The sequence below is a fragment of the Kitasatospora sp. NPDC002522 genome, assembly GCF_053595195.1.
On the sequence record NZ_JBSFXE010000016.1, the window covers coordinates 89197 to 105639 of the forward strand.

Annotated in this window: 12 protein-coding genes and 1 pseudogene; 5 read left to right on the plus strand and 8 right to left on the minus strand. The window is 71.7% G+C overall.

Annotated elements, in window-relative coordinates; translation table 11 throughout:
* Positions 1 to 369: 369 nt before the first annotated feature.
* Both ACWD4U_RS16245 and ACWD4U_RS16250 read right to left on the minus strand, forming a co-directional pair.
* Positions 370 to 936, minus strand: a complete 567-nt coding sequence (locus ACWD4U_RS16245; RefSeq protein WP_363454320.1) for a hypothetical protein — start codon at positions 934 to 936, stop codon at positions 370 to 372.
* A gap of 19 nt (positions 937 to 955) precedes the next feature.
* A complete protein-coding gene (locus ACWD4U_RS16250) occupies positions 956 to 1399 on the minus strand; it encodes a hypothetical protein (RefSeq protein WP_363454322.1) in 444 nt (147 codons plus the stop codon).
* Between the two features lie 257 nt (positions 1400 to 1656).
* Here ACWD4U_RS16250 and ACWD4U_RS16255 point away from each other — a divergent pair, with 257 nt between their 5' ends.
* A complete protein-coding gene (locus ACWD4U_RS16255) occupies positions 1657 to 3972 on the plus strand; it encodes an ATP-binding protein (protein ID WP_363454324.1) in 2316 nt (771 codons plus the stop codon).
* A 114-nt stretch (positions 3973 to 4086) separates the two neighbouring features.
* On the opposite strand, the gene ACWD4U_RS16260 is transcribed toward ACWD4U_RS16255, so the two are convergent.
* Positions 4087 to 4791 carry a TetR/AcrR family transcriptional regulator C-terminal domain-containing protein gene (locus ACWD4U_RS16260; protein WP_363454326.1) on the minus strand — a complete coding sequence of 235 codons (705 nt, stop codon included), beginning with the start codon at positions 4789 to 4791 and terminating at the stop codon, positions 4087 to 4089.
* A gap of 54 nt (positions 4792 to 4845) precedes the next feature.
* Between ACWD4U_RS16260 and ACWD4U_RS16265 the strand changes: the two genes are divergently transcribed.
* Positions 4846 to 6432, plus strand: a complete 1587-nt coding sequence (locus ACWD4U_RS16265) for an FAD-dependent monooxygenase (protein ID WP_363454328.1) — start codon at positions 4846 to 4848, stop codon at positions 6430 to 6432.
* A 62-nt stretch (positions 6433 to 6494) separates the two neighbouring features.
* Here ACWD4U_RS16265 and ACWD4U_RS16270 read toward each other — a convergent pair whose 3' ends face one another.
* Positions 6495 to 7139: a response regulator transcription factor gene (locus ACWD4U_RS16270; RefSeq protein ID WP_363454330.1), complete on the minus strand. Its 645-nt coding sequence runs from the start codon at positions 7137 to 7139 to the stop codon at positions 6495 to 6497.
* Entirely contained in the window at positions 7127 to 8281 is a 1155-nt protein-coding gene (locus ACWD4U_RS16275; RefSeq protein WP_363454332.1) for a sensor histidine kinase, read from the minus strand. Before ACWD4U_RS16275 ends, ACWD4U_RS16270 begins: the two co-directional genes overlap by 13 nt.
* 113 nt (positions 8282 to 8394) lie before the next feature.
* Here ACWD4U_RS16275 and ACWD4U_RS16280 point away from each other — a divergent pair, with 113 nt between their 5' ends.
* Both ACWD4U_RS16280 and ACWD4U_RS16285 read left to right on the plus strand, forming a co-directional pair.
* A complete protein-coding gene (locus ACWD4U_RS16280) occupies positions 8395 to 9627 on the plus strand; it encodes a serine hydrolase domain-containing protein (RefSeq protein WP_363454334.1) in 1233 nt (410 codons plus the stop codon).
* A 389-nt stretch (positions 9628 to 10016) separates the two neighbouring features.
* Complete coding sequence (locus ACWD4U_RS16285; protein ID WP_363454336.1) at positions 10017 to 10343, plus strand: carboxymuconolactone decarboxylase family protein; 327 nt, start codon at positions 10017 to 10019, stop codon at positions 10341 to 10343.
* A gap of 117 nt (positions 10344 to 10460) precedes the next feature.
* On the opposite strand, the gene ACWD4U_RS16290 is transcribed toward ACWD4U_RS16285, so the two are convergent.
* The 3 genes and pseudogenes from ACWD4U_RS16290 to ACWD4U_RS16300 all read right to left on the minus strand — a co-directional run bounded on the left by ACWD4U_RS16290 (position 10461) and on the right by ACWD4U_RS16300 (position 14793).
* On the minus strand, positions 10461 to 10922 hold the full coding sequence (locus ACWD4U_RS16290; protein ID WP_449787209.1) for an NPCBM/NEW2 domain-containing protein: 462 nt from the start codon (positions 10920 to 10922) through the stop codon (positions 10461 to 10463).
* Positions 10914 to 12431, minus strand: a pseudogene (locus ACWD4U_RS16295) (NPCBM/NEW2 domain-containing protein); the annotation flags it as partial. The pseudogene ACWD4U_RS16295 and the gene ACWD4U_RS16290, both read right to left, overlap by 9 nt.
* 274 nt (positions 12432 to 12705) lie before the next feature.
* Positions 12706 to 14793 (minus strand): alpha-galactosidase, encoded by a 2088-nt coding sequence (locus tag ACWD4U_RS16300; RefSeq protein WP_363454338.1) that lies wholly within the window; start codon positions 14791 to 14793, stop codon positions 12706 to 12708.
* Positions 14794 to 15357: 564 nt separating this feature from the next.
* Here ACWD4U_RS16300 and ACWD4U_RS16305 point away from each other — a divergent pair.
* The gene (locus ACWD4U_RS16305; protein WP_363454340.1) at positions 15358 to 16398 is read left to right on the plus strand and encodes a substrate-binding domain-containing protein; all 1041 of its coding nucleotides are present in this window, start codon (positions 15358 to 15360) and stop codon (positions 16396 to 16398) included.
* Positions 16399 to 16443 lie beyond the last annotated feature (45 nt).

The following is a 16443-nucleotide window of genomic DNA, read 5'->3' on the forward strand; positions in this document are numbered from 1 at the left end:
TAGCGCGTCAGCGTCGTGGGCGTGGCCAGTCCCGAGGCGGCCTCCCGCTCCAGTCGCGCGACCGCGCCGCCCGCGCCGAGGTACTCCACGACCACGTCCCGCACCCGGCCCGCTGCCGCCCACGCATCCCCTGCGGCCGGGCGCTCTCCGTCCGGGCGCGCGGTGTACGCGGCCCACGCGAACACGCAGTCCACGACGACATCCACCTCGGACACCCGACCCCCACCCGACCCGCACCGTCCCTGCGCCGACCGTACCGACAACACGGCCCGCCCGCTGGCCAGTTGTCCGAGGCGTGTGCGGCAACGGGTGCCGGATTCGAAGGCGGCGCAGGCGGGCGGGGACCGGGAGCCGGGACGAGCGCCTACCTCAGCACTTCTCGGAGGAGTGGTCCGAGCTGTTGTAGCCGTTGTAGAAGTCGTGGTAGTTGCCGTGGTAGTCGTGCTCGCCGATGCAGGTGGGGAACATGTGGCCGCTGACCGGCCCCATGATCACGGTGGTGACCCAGTTGATGGCGATGTGCGGGGTCGAGTAGTAGTAGCCGTTGAAGTCGCCGGTGTACCCGTCGATCGGGATGAACTGGGAGCCGTTGAAGCCGGTGAGGTCCTTGCCGCCGAAGTAGACCTTGCCGGCCTGGTGGCCGTAGGCGTCCTCCAGCCAGATCGAGCCGGAGTTGGCGTGGTAGTCCGAGTTGGTCCAGCGGACCTCGGCGTACTCCTTGCGGCAGGTGCCGCCGATGTAGCCGATGTAGAGGACGCCGAGGTGGTCGCCGTACATGTCGTTGATCTGCGTCGGCACGTTGGACACGATCGGCGCGGGGCACGCGCCCGCGGCGGAGGCCGGGGCGGCGAGGACGGTCACCGTCGTCGCCGCTGCGGCGAGCGCGACCAGTCCGGCGACGGCGGTCCGGACGGGCCGGTTGGACTTCGAAGTCATCTCGGAGTTCTCTCCTGGGCTAGATGCAGATGGGCTTGGACTGGGCGCCGTAGTGCCAGACGCCGGACTCGGTGAAGAACGTGACGGCCGTGTAGCAGTGGCCGGTGTGCCCGATCCCCCCGGTGCCGTTGGACGGGTCGCCGTCGCTGATGGAGCCGTTGTACGAGCCGTTCTGATAGGTCGTCAGGTTGCCCGTCGGCCAGCTCTGCGAGATGTACCAGCCGCTGTAGGGGCTGCTCGGCGGGGCCTCCATGACCGCGAATCCCATGCGGATGTCGGTGCTGCCGCCGCGGTAGGACGCGAAGCGGGTGAACTTGGGCGTTCCCCACTCCAGCCCGGTCATCGTCAGGCAGGCCTGCGCCGTGTAGTTGTAGTTCACCGCATGGGTGGGCCCGCAGAGCCGCACCGGGCTGTCGGCGTGAGCCGTGCCCGTGGCGGCGGTCAGCAGGCCTGCTGTCGACAACAGCGACAGGCCCGTAGCGGCGATCCTTCGAAAACGCATACGTCCCCCTTCTCGTGCGGGTGGTGAAGGGGGCGATCCGCCGGGACGCCGGTGCCTCGACGGCGCCTGCACGGCACCTGCCGATCGGCGTCCCGGCGGCCTCCCCCCGTGACTCAAGAGTCCCGTGGGTGGCGGCTGCGGTCACGGATCCCACACGACCCCACACACGTCCTAGACTCTGGCCGACACGGACGGGGACGGCATCGAGGGGGACGGCTGTGGCGGATGCGATCAACGGTGCTCCTCCGGATCCGCTCCGGGCCGCCGACCTGGCCGAATTCATCGGCCTGTTGGGCGAGTTACGCCGGTGGGCGGGGCAGCCGTCCTACCGCGTCCTGGCCGCCCGGACCGGACCGCTGTTGCGGCCACCCCGCACGGTCTCGGCGTTCACCGTGGTCGACGCCTTCAAGCCCGGTCGGCGGCGGCTCGACCTGGACCTGGTGGTCGGCATCGTCCGAGCCCTCGGGCTGGGCGAATCCGAGGTGGCGCAGTGGCGGGAGGCGTGCCTCGCGGTGCACGCCACAGCCAAGTCCGGAGGGTCTTCCGGGGTGTTCCGGCAGCTGCCGGCCGACCTGGCCACCTTCACCGGTCGCGACCGCGTGGTGCGCGAGGTGATGGCCGCCGCGACCGGTCCCGGCCGCCGCGCGGCCACCGTGGTGATCTCGGCGATCGAGGGGATGGCCGGCGTCGGGAAGACCCGGCTCGCCGTGCACGTGGCACACCGGCTGGTCCGGGACGGACGGTTCACGGACGCGCAGCTCTACGTGGACCTGCACGGGTTCGACCCCGAGCAGGAGCCCGCTGACCCGTCGGAGGTGCTGGCGGCGTTCCTGCGCCAACTCGGCGTACCGCCCGCCCAGGTGCCCACCGGCCGCGCCGAACGCGCGGCGATGTTCCGGGACCGGCTACAGGACCAGGCCGCGCTCGTCCTGCTCGACAACGCGGCCGACGAGGAACAGGTCCGCGACCTCGTACCGGGCGGCCCCGACTGCCTGGTCCTGGTCACCAGCAGGCGCAGCCTCGCCGGCCTCGACGGAGCCGACCTGTACCCGCTGGACGTCTTCACCGAGCAGGAGGCCCTGGCGCTGCTCGCGCGCATCGTCGGACCGCAGCGGACGGAGGCGGAACCGGCCGCCTCCCGGGCGATCGCCAAGGCCTGCGGATACCTGCCGCTGGCCCTCGCCATCGTCGCCGCGCGGCTGCGCGCCCGACCGGCCTGGTCGCTGGACCACTTCGCCGAGCGCCTCGAACGCGGTCTCTCCGAGCTGGAGACCGGCGGCCGCCGGCTGCGGCACGTGTTCGCGCTCTCGCTGCGCAGCCTTCCGAACCCGCTGCGCGCGTTGTTCCACACCCTCGGGCTGCATCCGGGCGCCGACTTGACCCCGGACTCGGTCGCCGCTCTGCACGGAGTCGACCCGGCGCGGGCCGAGGACCTCCTCGAACGGCTCGTCGACGAGCACCTGCTCCAGCAGCCGAGCCCCGGGCGGTACGCCCTGCACGACCTGCTGCGGGTGTACGCGGCCGAACTCGCCGCCGCAGCACCGCCGGAGGCCCGAGCCGCCGCGCAACGGCGGCTCGCCGACTGGTACGTGGACACGGTCCACCGCGCGGCGCTCGCCATCAGGACACCGGAGCTGCCGGAGCCCGGACCGTGCCGGTGGTCGGGAATCGCGACCTCATTCGACTCGTACGACCGGGCCCTCGCATGGTTCGACGCGGAGGCGGCCAACTCCGGTGCGGTGGTGCGATGGCTGGCGGCCTGCGACTTGCCCGACCACGTGTGGCGGATCGCGCTCTACCAGAAGGGCTACTTCATGCTGCGCTGGCGCCTGGAGGAGTACGTCCAGAGCCACGCCCTCGCCCTCGCCGCCGGCCGGGCCCTGGACGACCGGTACGCGCAGGCACGGGCCCTGCACGGGATGGGCGTCGCGCAGAGCCAGCTCGGCCGTCTGGACGAGGCCGAGCCCCAACTACAGGCGGCGGTCGACCTGTTCCGCGCGATCGGCGAGCGCGGTCTTGAGGTGGCGGCCCTCGCGGACATCGGTCTGATCCACGAGGCGCGCAAGGACTACCGTGCTGCACTCACGGCGTACGACGGGGCCCTGGCCGTCATCGGAAGCGCGGACGGCAAGCTGCGCAGCCGCGGCGTGATCCGCTTGAACGCCGGGTGGTTCCGTCACCTGCTGGGCGACCACGCCGGGGCGCGCGCGCAGTACGAGGACGCCATGGCGGACCTCCGCGCCGCGGACGAGATCCGCGGTCAGGTCATCGTCCTGGGCAACCTGGCCCTGCTGCACCGCGACACGGGAGACCACGCCTCCGCCCTGAGCTGCTTCCAACAGCAGTTCGAGACCAGCCGGTCGATCGGCGACGAGTACTTCCAGGCGCACAGCCTGATGGGAAGCACCCTCGTGCTGGAGGCCCTGGGGAGGGACGCCGAGGCGCGGTCCTTCCGCGAGCGGGCGCTCACTTTCGCGCGGAAGGCCGGAATGTCCGAGGAGGAGATCCTGGCCAGGCTGAACTCCACCGGTTGACGCGAGGCCGAGTCCAGGCCCTGGATCGTCTCGGATCCCCGGCACCGGATCCCCGGCACCGGATCCCCGGCATCGGGTTCGCGTGGCACCAGGTCCGGGTGCTCGTGGTGCCGGTCAGCGGCCCGCGCGGGTGGCGAGGCCGTCGAGGACGCAGTCGAGGCCGAATGCGAACTCCGTGTCGGGGTCGGGTTCTTGGGTCTCGTGGACGCGGCGGGCGAGCATCGGGTGTTCGCCCGCCGCGAGGACGGCGCTGATGTAGGGGCCGAGGCTGCGCTGCCACTGTTCCTCGGTCAGGCCGGTGCGTTGTTCGGCGCGCCGGGCGGCCTGCTGGGTGGCGACCGAACCGAGCACGTAGGCGTGCAGGGTGCTGAGGGCCTGCGAGGCCAGGGTGATGTCGGGGGTGAGGGCGACGGCGGCGCGGAGGGCGGATTCGGCCCGGCGCAGCGTATTGGGGCCGAGTGAGGGCCGGCCCGCGAGTTCGGCGGCCAGCCACGGGTGGCGCAGCAGGGTCGCGCGTTGGGCGTGCGCGACCGCGGCGAGGTCGGTGCGCCAGTCGGGGGTGGGCTCGGGGAGCGGGTCCTCGCCCTGGGCCGCGTCGACCATCAGGTCCACCAGCTCGTCGCGGTTGGTGATGTAGCGGTAGAGGGTGGCCGTGCCGGAACCGAGGTCGCCGGCGACCCGGCGCATCGAGACCGCGGCCAGGCCCTCCGCGTCGGCGACGGCCAGCGCGGCGGCCACGTACTGGTCCACGCCCGGGGCGCGGCGGGCCGGTTCGGGGCGGGGCCTGGTCCACACCGACCAGGGAGCGGGTTCGGTCATCGGGGGCTCCCATTCTCGTTGACCGGCATTCTAGCTTCTGGCTACGGTGTATCCATGACGGAAACAGTGTATCCAGAAGTGCCGGTCGTGGTGGTCGGAGGCGGCAGCGTCGGGCTGCTCACCGCTGCGTTGCTCGCCCACCACGGCGTCCCCGCGGTGCTCGTCGAACGCCGCCCGGGGCCGTCCGTCCACCCGCGTGCCACCGGCATCGGGCCCCGGACGGTCGAGATCCTGCGCGAACTCGGGCTGGACGCCGCCGTCGACGCCGTCGCCGTCGACCTGCGCGGTGCCACGGCCAAGGCGGTGGCGCGGACCGTCGTCGAGATGGGCGCGGGTGACGTCGTGGCCGTGCCCATGCCGGTCCCGTCCGCCACCGAGCTGGACACGACGCCGTTCCGGCTGCGCGGCGTCTGCGCACAGGACCGGCTCGACGCCGCGGTGGCGGCCGACCTGGCGCGGCGCGGAGCGGACGTGCGCTGGTCGACCCGCCTGGTCGGCATCGCGCAGGACGCCGACGGGGTCGACGTCGAGCTCGAGGGACCCGACGGTCGCTACCGGCTGCGCGCCGCGTACGTGGTGGCCGCGGACGGTGCGCGCAGCCCCGTGCGGACCGCGCTCGGCGTGGGCACCTCCGGCGCGGGCGACCTCGGCAAGTCGAAGATCAACATTCTGTTCCGCGCCGACCTCCGTCCCCACCTGCGGGGGATGTCCTTCGGCACCTGCACGATCACCACGCCCGCGGCGCCCGGCCTGCTGGTCACCGTGGACGGGGCGACCACCTGGGTCTTCCACGTCACCTGCGACGTGGACGGCGGCGAGCACCCCGAGGACTACACCGACGAACGCTGCGTCGAGGTCGTGCGCGCGGCGGTCGGCGATCCCGACCTGGACGTCGAGGTGCGCAGCGTGTTGCCGTGGCGGCCCCGCAGTGCCCAGGCCGACCGCTTCGCCGTCGGGCGCGTGTTCCTGGTCGGCGACGCCGCGCACACCGTGGCACCCCTGGGCGCGTTCGGCCTCAACACCGGCGTCGCCGACGCCCACAACCTGGCGTGGAAGCTGGCCGCCGTCCACCACGGCGAGGCGGGCGCCGGCCTGCTCGACACCTACGCGCAGGAACGCGAGCCGGTCGCCGCGGCGACGCTGGACCAGGCCATGCGCAGGTACGCCGACCCGGCACTGCACTGGGGACGTGGACCCGAGGCCGACGCCGCCCGGGCAGCGGCGGGGGTCTGGGCGGCGCCGGTCGTCCACCTCGGTCAGCGGTACGACTCAGCCGCCGTCGTCGACCCGCGGCCCGAACTCCCATCCACGGTCGACCTGGTGGCGTCGCTGGACGGGTCGCCCGGTTCCCGGGTGCCGCACGCGTGGGTCGACGACGTCTCCACGCTCGACCTGGTCGCCTCCCGGTGGACTCTGTTGGTGGGCGTCGCGGGGAAGCGCTGGCGCGCGGCCGCGGTGGCCATCGGCCTGCCGGCGCATCAGGTCCGGACACCGTGGCTGCCGGACGACGGGGCGCTGCTCGTGCGACCGGACGCGATCGTCGCGCTGCGGGCCGAGGCGCCGGTCCCGGACCCGGCGCGGCACCTCGCCGACGCCTTGGACCAGGTGCTGGCCCGCCCGGTCGCGGCACCGGCCACCTGACCCGCCGTCACCCGTGCGGCGGCGCCCGACGCACGGTCGTCCACGGGTGCCGGCCGGGCCGGCTAGCGGCGGCTGAGGTAGGTGAGGACCGCGAGGACGCGGCGGTGGCCGCTGTCGTCGGGGGAGAGGCCGAGCTTGGTGAAGACGTTGCCGATGTGTTTGTGGACGGCGTTGTCGGTGATGACGAGGCGGGCCGCGATCGTGGCGTTGTCCATTCCTTCGGCCATCAGGGCGAGGACCTCGCGTTCGCGTCGGGTGAGGGCGGCGATCGGGTCGCGAGCGGGACGGGTGAGGAGCTGCCCGATCACCTCGGGGTCCATGACGGTGCCGCCGGCGGCGACCCGGCGCAGCGCGTCGACGAACTCGCTGACCCGGCCCACCCGGTCCTTGAGGAGGTAGCCGATGCCGCCGAGACCGTCCGAGACCAGCTCGCCCGCGTACTGCTGCTCGACGTACTGCGAGAGGACGAGCACCGGCAGGCCGGGGTGCCGGCGGCGGGCGCGGATGGCGGCGTGGATGCCCTCGTCCCGGAAGGTCGGTGGCAGTCGCACGTCGACGATGGCGACGTCCGGCCGGTGTTCGGCGACGGCGGTGGCGAAGCCGGGAGCGTCCCGGGTGATCGCGGCGACGTGGAAGCCCTTGGCGGTCAGCAGGAGTTCCAGGCCGCTGGACAGCAGGACGTTGTCCTCGGCGATCACGACCCGCACGGCAGGCTCACCTCGATCGTGGTCGGGCCGCCGCGCGGGCTGTGGATCCGGACGGCGCCGTCGAACGCCAGGACCCGGTGGCGGATCCCGGCGAGGCCGGTACCCCGGGTCTCGTCGGCGCCGCCGACGCCGTCGTCGCTGACCTCGATCGACAGGTGGTCGTCGGCGCGTGCGACGCGGACGGCGGTGCGGGTGGCCCGGCTGTGCTTGGCGGCGTTGGTGAGCGCCTCGGCGACGGTGAAGTACGCCACCGCCTCGACCGCGGCGGGGATCGTGCCGAGCTCGCCGACGTCGAGGGCCGTGTCGATCGCCGATCGGGTGCCCAGCGCGGCCAACGCCCCGGCGAGGCCGCGGTCGGCGAGGATCGGCGGATGGATCGACCGGAGCACGGTGCGGAGCTCCACCATGGCCTCCTCGGTGTTCCGGTGCGCCTCCTCCAGCAGCGCGGCCACCATCGCGGGGTCCTCGTGCAGCACCTCGCGGGCCACGCCCAGCCGCAGCGCGATGGCCACCAGCCGGGCCTGGGTGCCGTCGTGCAGGTCGCGTTCGATCCGGCGGAGTTCCGCGCCGTGCGCCTTCATGGCGTTGGCCCGCGTCTCGGTCAGCGCCCCCACCCGCTGCGTCAGGCGGTCGGCGGCCGAGGGGGACAGCAGCACCGTGCAGATCCGGGCGTGCAGGCGCGCCAGCGGGGGAACCAGCCAGCAGGTCAGGGCCGCGAAGGCGACGGCCTGGGCGGTCCCCAGGGTCAACGCCGTTCCCCACCCCGAGAGTTGGAACCCGGCGGCGAAACCGCCCGCGCGGGTGCCGGCGGGCAGCGCCCACCACACGGGCACGGTGACGGCCGCGGTCACCGCGTTGCCCGCGCACAGCACCACGACCGACCCGAACGCCAGACCGGTCACGATCCAGCCGCCCAGCCAGCCGAGGACCCGCCACCCACCCACGACGACGGGACCGGTGGCCGGGATCGCCAACTGCCGTTCGGCGCGGCGCCGTTGCCAGGACGCCCAGGCCCCCGCCGTGGTCGGGACGAGGAGTACGGGCAGCGCGAGGAGGGCGAGCGCGGCGGTGCCGAGGCTGCCCAGCAGGTAGCCCAGAGCGCGCCACGTCGCCGACAGTCGATCGGCCACGGAGTGGTTCATCCGCGCAAGTCTGGGCCATCGCGACCGCGCCCGGCACTACAGCCCGCTCCACCTTTTTCCCACCCGTGGGCTGTACTGCCCGCGCTCCCCGACCCGACCTAGCGTCAACGCCCATGACGAACCCACAGATTCTCCCGGTCCGGCGACGCGGCAGGTCCGCCCGACGGAACCTGGTCCTGGCCGCCGTGGTGGCCGCGACCCTGTCCACCTGCGTGCCCGGCGTGGCGGCCGCCGGGCAGGAGGACGGCCGGCTCCGGCACCGGCTCCAGCTCCAGCGGGACGCCGATGCGATCGCCGCACTCGGTGTGACGGGTGTCCAGGCCCGCCTGGTCAGCGCCGACGGGCGGGACCTGACCGCCACGAGCGGCGTCGCCGACCTGACGAGCGGTCAGCCGGTTTCGGCGGACGGATACTTCCGGGTGGCCAGCGTCACCAAGGCGTTCGTGGCCACCGTGGTCCTGCAACTGACCGGTGAGGGCAAGCTCTCGCTGGACGACCCGGTGGAGCGGTGGTTGCCGGGCGTGGTGTCCGGGAACGGCAACGACGGACGCAAGATCACCGTCCGCCACCTGCTCCAGCACACCAGCGGCATCCACGACGACTACCCCGACTACACCTCGGCGGACGACTTCCAGGAGCACCGGTACGACACCTCCACGCCCGAGCAGACCGTCGCCCGGGCGATGCGCCACCACCCGGACTTCCGGCCCGGCAAGCACTGGCGGTACTCCAACACCGGCTACGTCCTGCTCGGCATGATCATCGAGAAGGTCACCGGAAGCCCCTGGCACCAGGATGTGGCGGACCGGATCGTCCGCCCGCTCGGCCTCGACCACACCTTCCGGCCGGGCACCTCGCCGACGCTGCCCCAGCCGCACGCCGAGACCTACCAGCGGTTCGCGCCCGACGGTCCGTTGGTGGACGTCACCGAGCAGGTCGGCTTCGGCACCAACGGAGAGGCGGGGCTGGTCTCCACCACCGCCGATCTCGACCTGTTCTTCCGCGCCCTGCTCGGCGGCCGGCTCCTGCCCCCGGCGCAACTCCGGCAGATGACGCGGACCGTCCCCGTCGGCGAGGAGTTCGAGCCGCTGATGCCGGGCGCCCGCGACGGACTGGGGCTCTTCTCCCGCCCGCTGTCCTGCGGCGGGGTGTACTGGGGCCACGAGGGCGGCGACGCGGGTTGGATCACCGCGACCGGCGTCACAGCTGACGGCCGACGGGGCGTCACCGTCTCGCTGTCGGGCGTCCTCGCCGCATCGACCGAGGACGTCCTGGGGGTGACGCAGGCGGAGAGCAGGCTGGTCGACGACGCGCTGTGCGGCGCGACGGACACCGACCGGCGCTAGCCGGGCCCCGTTCCGTACGAGGCTGCGGAACCGGGCGATCGGCGGCACGGGGAACGCGTCTTCGGTACGACGGATGAGATCCGGATCCTCCTGTCGGAGGCACGTGGCCTGCGGGCGAACGCCGTGGCGACGCGTTCCGGACGCTGACGGGAGTCGGCCTGATGACCAGCCAGAACCCGGCGCCGCCGCGGCCCGTGCCACCGGACGGGTCCCGAACCGGCCGAGCCGAGTGGTGGCGGGAGTTCACCTGGACGGCTTGCTCGTCCTGCGCCCGCTCCTACGGGTTCCTAGAGTCTGGGCGTGGGGGGCGATGCCCTCCGGCATCGCACGGGCGCTTCCGCGTCGTCTCGGGAGTCGTGCCGGTGCACTCCAGCTCTGAGGAGAGTCACGTGACCACTGCATCCGACACGCCCGTCCTCGACACGCTTGCGGCCATGACGATGGATTCGATCGAGCGCTGCGGTCTGCCGCAGGACATGCTCATTCTCACCCGCATCGCGGCCCTCGCCGCGATGGACGCCCCGCCGCTGTCCTACCTCGCACACATCGAGCCCGCGATGAAGGCCAACCTCACCGCCGCCCAACTGCAGGACGTCCTGGTCGCCATCGCCCCGATCGTCGGGACCGCCCGCGTCATGTCCGCCGCCGGACACATCGCCGAGGCGCTCGGCATCGCGATCGCCGTCGCCGACGAGGAAGTCTCGAAGGGGGCCTAGGCCCCGGCAGCCGCTCGACGGCTGCGCCGCCTGTCGGAGCTGTCGCTGCCGACGTCGAAGGCTCCGCCGGGTGGAACCGGCGGAGCCTTCGACGTCGCGGCGGAAACCGAGCGGGTGTCAGCAGGTCAGGACGGGACCGGCCCAGTCGGCGTGGTCGCTGTTGCTGCCGTCTCCGCCGTCGGTGACCACGAGGTGGAGCTCGTTGGCGCCGGTGAGGTCGGCGGTGAGGTGCTTGACGCCGGTCGAGGCGGTGACCAGGCCGCTGTCGGCGGCCTTGGCGCCGTCCTTGTAGATCTGGAAGGCGACGGTGCCACGGCCCATGGCTTCGGTGTCGACGCCGACGTCAGTGGTCAGCGTGGTGCAGGAACCGCCGAGGTAGTAGACGATCTCGCTGGACGCGTTGACGCCGAGGCCCTTGGCGTAGGTGGTGGTGCCGATGGTGAGGGTGTGGCCGTCGCCGGACTGGTTGTCGCCGTTGCTCATGTCCTTCTCGACCTGGCCCCAGCCGTTGCTCGCGGAGGACCAGGTGAGGTCGGAGAGCTGGTGCGCGCCGGCAGCGGGGCCGTTGCCGCAGGCGATCTCGGCGTCGGCCCAGTCTGCGTGGTCCCAACTGGTGCCGTCGCCGGCGTCGGTGACCACCAGGCGCAGGGTGGTGGCGCCGGTGAGGTCGGCGGTCAGCTTCTTGGCGGGGTCCTTGCCGGTGAGCTTCCCGCTGTCGGCGGCCTTGGTGCCGTCCTTGAATATCTGGAAGACCGCCGAACCGTTGCCGTAGGCCTCGTCGTCGATGCCGACGCTGGTCACCAGGTTCTTGCAGGCGCCGCCGAGGTGGAAGGTGATGTCGCTGGACGCGTTGACGCCCAGGCCCTTGGCGTAGGTGGTGCCGCGGATGGCGAGGGTGTGGCCGTCGCCCGCTGCCCAGTCGCCGTTGCTGTGGTCGCGCTCGACCGGGCCCCAGCCGCTGGACTGGCTGAGGAACGGCAGGTCGCTCAGGTAGCTCATGCCGGTGGCCGGCGGGACGGGCGCGCTCGGGGTGACCCGGAACATGGCCGTGCCGTGGCCGGGAACCGTGGCGCTGATGCTGCCGGTGCTGGTGGTGGTCTTCTTCGACCACAGGTCCTTGACCGTGTACGAGGGCGCACCGGCGATACCGACGGTCTGGACCGTGGTGGTGATGGTGGCGTCGTAGGAGCCCTCGTTGGTGAGGGTGACCGCGCGGCTGCCGTCCGCCAGCGGCTTGCTCATCACGACCAGGCCGTTGTCGCCTGAGACGACGGAGCCCTGCTTGCCGAGCGGGTCCTGGTCGACGGCGATGACGTCGGTGTTGGTGAGGATGTCGAGGGTCTCCTGCTGGGCGGTGCGCAGGTCGGCGCCGATCAGCAGCGGGGCGTTCATCTCGGCCCACAGGCTGAAGTGGGTGCGGTACTCGGTGCCGGTCATGCCGCCGTTGCCGACCTCCAGCATGTCGGGGTCGTTGTACGCGCCGGGCTTGGCGTAGGCGGACAGGCCCTGGTTGGCGTGCGCGATGGCGATCATGCTCTGCCAGGTGTCGCTGATGTCGCCGGTGGTGCGCCAGGAGTTGCCGACCGGCGGTGCCCAGTTCCACGGGCCGGTGGAGCCCCACTCGCAGATGCTGTACAGGATCGGGCGGCCGGTCTTCTTCAGCGCGTCGCCCATCGCCTGGTAGCGGGTCTGCGCGTCGACGCCCTGGTTGTTGCAGTTGTCGTACTTCAGGTAGTCGACACCCCAGGACGCCCACAGGTCGGCGTCCTGCTGCTCGTGGCCGAGGCCGCCCGGAAAGCCCCGGACGTCACAGGTCCTGGTGCCGGCACTGGAGTAGATGCCGAACTTCAAGCCCTTGCCGTGCACGTAGTCGGCGAGCGCCTTGATGCCGTGCGGAAAGCGCACCGGGTCGGGGACCAGGTTGCCGGCGGCGTCGCGTTGCGGCAGCGCCCAGCAGTCGTCGAGGTTGACGTACCGGTAGCCGGCCGCCTTGAGGCCCTTGCTGACGAACAGGTCGGCCATGCCCTTGACCAGGTCCTCGTTGAACTCGGACCCGCACCCGGTGGTGTTCCAGTTGTTGAACCCCATCTGCGGGGTCAGGTTGATCCCGTTGTCCAGCGCCGACGCGGCCGGTGCGGTGGCGAGTTGGAATCCGACGGCGAGGGCGCCGCCTCCGGTGAGCAGACTGAGCGCGGTCAACGCCGAGGCGAACCGACGGCGCGGCGTGCTGCGTGATGAGCGCAAGGCTCTTCCTCCTGTGGTGCAGGGATGCGGAACGGGACAGGTGGTGCTGGTACGGGTCGCGCCGGCCGCGGCGCGCGGCTCCGGCAGGCGCGACCCGGGCTCACGGGGTGACGGGCCGTCAGGACAGCAGCGTCCAGCTCTGGCCGGGGGTGTTGCCGTTGGGGGTGTTGGTGACGACGCCGGAGGTGGGCGTGGTGGAGGTGGTGTCGAGAATCAGGCCGGTGGCGACGTTGGTGATGGTCAGTGCGCCGGTGGCGGTGTTCTGCACGACCTTCCACTCCTGCCAGGGGTTGCCGGCGGAGTAGTTGAGCAGGTAAGCGCTGTTGCCGGGCTGGGTGCCGGCAGCGAGCACGGTGTGCTGGTGGGTGGGGGTGTAGCAGTTGTCGCTGATCCGGACGGTGCCGTCCGGGTTGGTGGTGAAGGTCCACTGCTCGGAGGTGTGGTCGGTCCACCAGGTGTTGATGTCGGCCGAGGAGCCGAGCGGGGAGCTGCAGGTGCCGGAGACCTCGAGGGCCTGGCCGCCGGTGCCGCCGGCGGTGAGGGAGTGGTAGCGGCCGTCGCCGACGATGGTGGCGGGGATGGTGGTGGGCAGCGGCTTGAGCCGGTACATGGCGACGCCGTGCGCGGGGATCGAGGCATTGATCGGCCCGGTGATGTTGCCGGTGGCACCGGTCCACAGCTCCTTGGAGGAGTAGCCGGGGCCGGTCAGGCCGAGCGCGCTCAGGCTGGTCGAGACGGTCTGGGCGTTGGTCGGGTCCTGATTGAGCAGGAGGACCGCGGTGTCCCCGCCGGAGAGTTGGCGCTTGAGGACGATCGGGGCGGTGCTGCTGTTCGGCGGGTTGCCGACCAGGGTGGCGGGCTTGGCGAGGGCGTCCTGGTCGACCTTGATGACGTCGGCGTTCTTGTAGATCGCCAGTGCGGAGGCGCCGATGCCGGTGGACCAGGTGAGGCCGTTGTCGGTGTGCTGGGAGTCGGCGGTGCTGCGCAGGTCCGCGCCGGAGATGAGCGGGGAGGCCATCATCGCCAGGACCGACATCTCGCTGCGCGACTCGGTGTCGCTCATCGGCTTGTGGCAGGTGCACGTGTCGGTGACGCCGTAGACCCCGTACGGGTTCAGCCAGCCCGCGAACATCATGTCCATGTCGTTCCAGCTGCCGGCCCGGACGTTGCCCGGGTACTGCAGGGCGGTCCGCAACTGGCCGTTGTACAGCACGCCCTCCAGGTCGGGGCCGCGGTCGCCGCCGATCCGGCAGAGGTTCGCCACCTGGCCGCACCAGACGCCGGTCGGCGCGTAGCCCGGGGCCTGACGGGCGGGGGTGCCGGTCGCACGGATGACCGGGTCGGTCCGGGCCGGGTCGTCCCCGGCCAGCAGGTACGGGACACCCGAGTGCACGGGCTGGGCGGAGACGCTGAGCGCGACCCGCGGCTTCCCCTGGGCGGCGGAGGCGGAGTCCAGGGCGCGCTGGAAGTCCTGGGTGCGGGCGTAGATGGAGCGGGTCAACTCCCGTCCCTCGCCCTGGGTGTAGTAGTCGTACCCGTCCGGGCCGATGATCTGCGGACCGTAGGGGCAGTCGTCGTACTTGACGAAGTCCACGCCCCAGGCGACGAAGTCGGTCGCGTCCGTGGACTCGTGCCCGAGGCTGCCCGGGTGGCCCTGGCAGGTGGTGTACGTGTCGGTGGCGTAGAGGCCGAACTTCATGCCCTTGCTGTGGGCGTACCAGGACAGGTACTGGATCCCGTTCAGGGTCTGACCGTTGACGACGTGTGAGGGGAAGTGGTTCGGGTCCGGGATCAGGTGGCCCGTCGTCGGATCGAAGCCGCTGCCGTCGGTGCCGCTCGTCGGGTTGCGGTTGGAGTCGTACAACTGCATCGCACCGTAGGAGTTCTTCACCAGATCGGTGCTCTGGCCGTCGCGGTGGGACAGCGACCAGCCGTCGTCGATCGTCACGGTGTTGTAGCCGGCCTGGACCATGCCGTTGGCGGACATGAAGTCGATCGTCTGGACGACCTGTTCCTGGGTCACCGCGGTGCCCAGGGTGTTCCAGGAGTTCCACCCCATGGGAGGGGTGAGGGCGAGTCCGTTGTCGAGCGCCGCCGCAGGGGTGGAGGTGGCGACGACGGCGGTGAGTCCGGATGCCGCGAGCGACAGCGCGGCGAGGGCGTGCAGCACGGCGCGGGGCATGGGTGGGCGCAGGGGTGGGCGCATGGGGGTGCTCCAGGTGAGCGGGTGGGGGTGTGGGGTATCTCGGCTGTTTCTGTTGAATCCATCTCCAGAGGTCGACGGCTGGAGGAATCTTCAAACAGAAAGCAACGCATGCTAGCCACGTGGGGGGCAACTACTCAAGACCCTGCACGCATCGGCCTCGCGAACCCGCTTGCCGGACCACCTCCTTGACGCGCCGTCATGGAGCGCAGGGGGCGGTGCACGGGTCGGGCGAGGCCGGAAGGAGCCGCTCGGACGACCCGGTGTCGGCGCACAACCGGGCAGAATGTCCGGAAAACAGGCAACTTGCCTGTAGCGGTCGCTAGTTGCCTACCTCTCCGCACGCGAGCATCACGGGGCGACATCGCCCGGCGATCCTCTTGACTTCGTAGTGCAATGGCACTGTGATATGTCACGTAACGTTTGAGCCTGTTGGTTTCTGGTGGTTTGACGGGCCGCCGGAGCCTGCATGTCAGCCCCATGGCCGCCCGACCGGTCACCACTCACCTCGAACCCCCACCCGCGCCTGGGCCGCCCTGCGGCGAAGGCGCAAAGGAGCGTCCCCTCATGTTCCGAACCACCAACCGCCGTGCCGCCGCCGGTCTGCTGATCGCCCTCGGTCTGACCACCACGGCCTGTTCCACCGGCCAGGAGTCCGCCTCCGGTGCCGCCTCGGTCGCCCCGGTGAACGGGAAGGTCTCGATCACGTACCTGCAGAAGCAGGGCGACCAGGAGTACTTCATCGGCGAGGCGGCCGGCGCCAAGGCGAAGGCGGCCGAACTCGGCATCGACCTCAAGGTGGTGAACCTGGGCAACGACGCGAACAAGACGGTCAGCGAGGTGCAGGCGGCGATCGCGCAGAAGACCAACGGCGTGATCATCGTCGTCCCGGACCCGGCGGTGGGCCCGCAGGTGGTGCAGACCGCCAAGGACGCCAAGATCGCCCTTCTCACGTCGGACGACCAGGTCTGCGCCACCGGGCCGGACCCGGCCGCCTGCGCGAAGTCCGACCTGGTGCCGCGGATCGGCTTCTCCGGCGCCCAGATGGGCGGCGAGGTCGGCAAGCGCGCCGCCGAGGAGTTCAAGAAGTCCGGCTGGAATCCGGCCGACACGCGGATCATCTCGGCCTGGAAGCAGGACGTCACGGTCTGCGGCGACCGGGTCAAGGCCGCCAAGGAGGCCTTCACCTCCGCCGTGTCCGGCGTGCAGAACGTCGACGTCGCCACCGACAACACCCCCACCGGCGCGCAGGACAAGGTCGCCGCCACGGTCACGGCCAACGCGGGCGTCAAGCACTGGGTGGTGTGGGGCTGCAACGACGAGAACGTCCAGGGCGGCGTCACCGCCCTGCAGAACGCCGGGGTCAGCCCCGCCGACATCGACGGCGTCGGCCTCGGCGCCTACCTGGCCTGCAAGGACTGGAGCGGCGGCAAGCCGTCCGGCATGAAGGCCGCGCTGTTCATCAACGGCAAGGACGTCGGCGCGCTCGCCGTCCAGACCATGTACGACCGGCTCAAGAACGGCAAGGACATGCCGGCCGAGGCGTTCGCCCCCACCACCATGGTCGACGCCGCCAGCTGGAAGAGCGCCGGCGTCGGCTGCAACTGACCACTTCGCCCGGCAGCCGCCCGGTGGGGCGGGCGGCTGCCTCCA

Coding starts and splice junctions, on each gene's coding strand:
- ACWD4U_RS16245 (WP_363454320.1), bottom strand. CDS start 936: ATGACTTCGAAGTCCAACCGGCCCGTCCGGACCGCCGTCGCCGGACTG.
- ACWD4U_RS16260 (WP_363454326.1), bottom strand. CDS start 4,791: ATGACCGAACCCGCTCCCTGGTCGGTGTGGACCAGGCCCCGCCCCGAA.
- ACWD4U_RS16265 (WP_363454328.1), top strand. CDS start 4,846: ATGACGGAAACAGTGTATCCAGAAGTGCCGGTCGTGGTGGTCGGAGGC.
- ACWD4U_RS16275 (WP_363454332.1), bottom strand. CDS start 8,281: ATGAACCACTCCGTGGCCGATCGACTGTCGGCGACGTGGCGCGCTCTG.
- ACWD4U_RS16280 (WP_363454334.1), top strand. CDS start 8,395: ATGACGAACCCACAGATTCTCCCGGTCCGGCGACGCGGCAGGTCCGCC.
- ACWD4U_RS16300 (WP_363454338.1), bottom strand. CDS start 14,793: ATGCGCCCACCCCTGCGCCCACCCATGCCCCGCGCCGTGCTGCACGCC.
- ACWD4U_RS16305 (WP_363454340.1), top strand. CDS start 15,358: ATGTTCCGAACCACCAACCGCCGTGCCGCCGCCGGTCTGCTGATCGCC.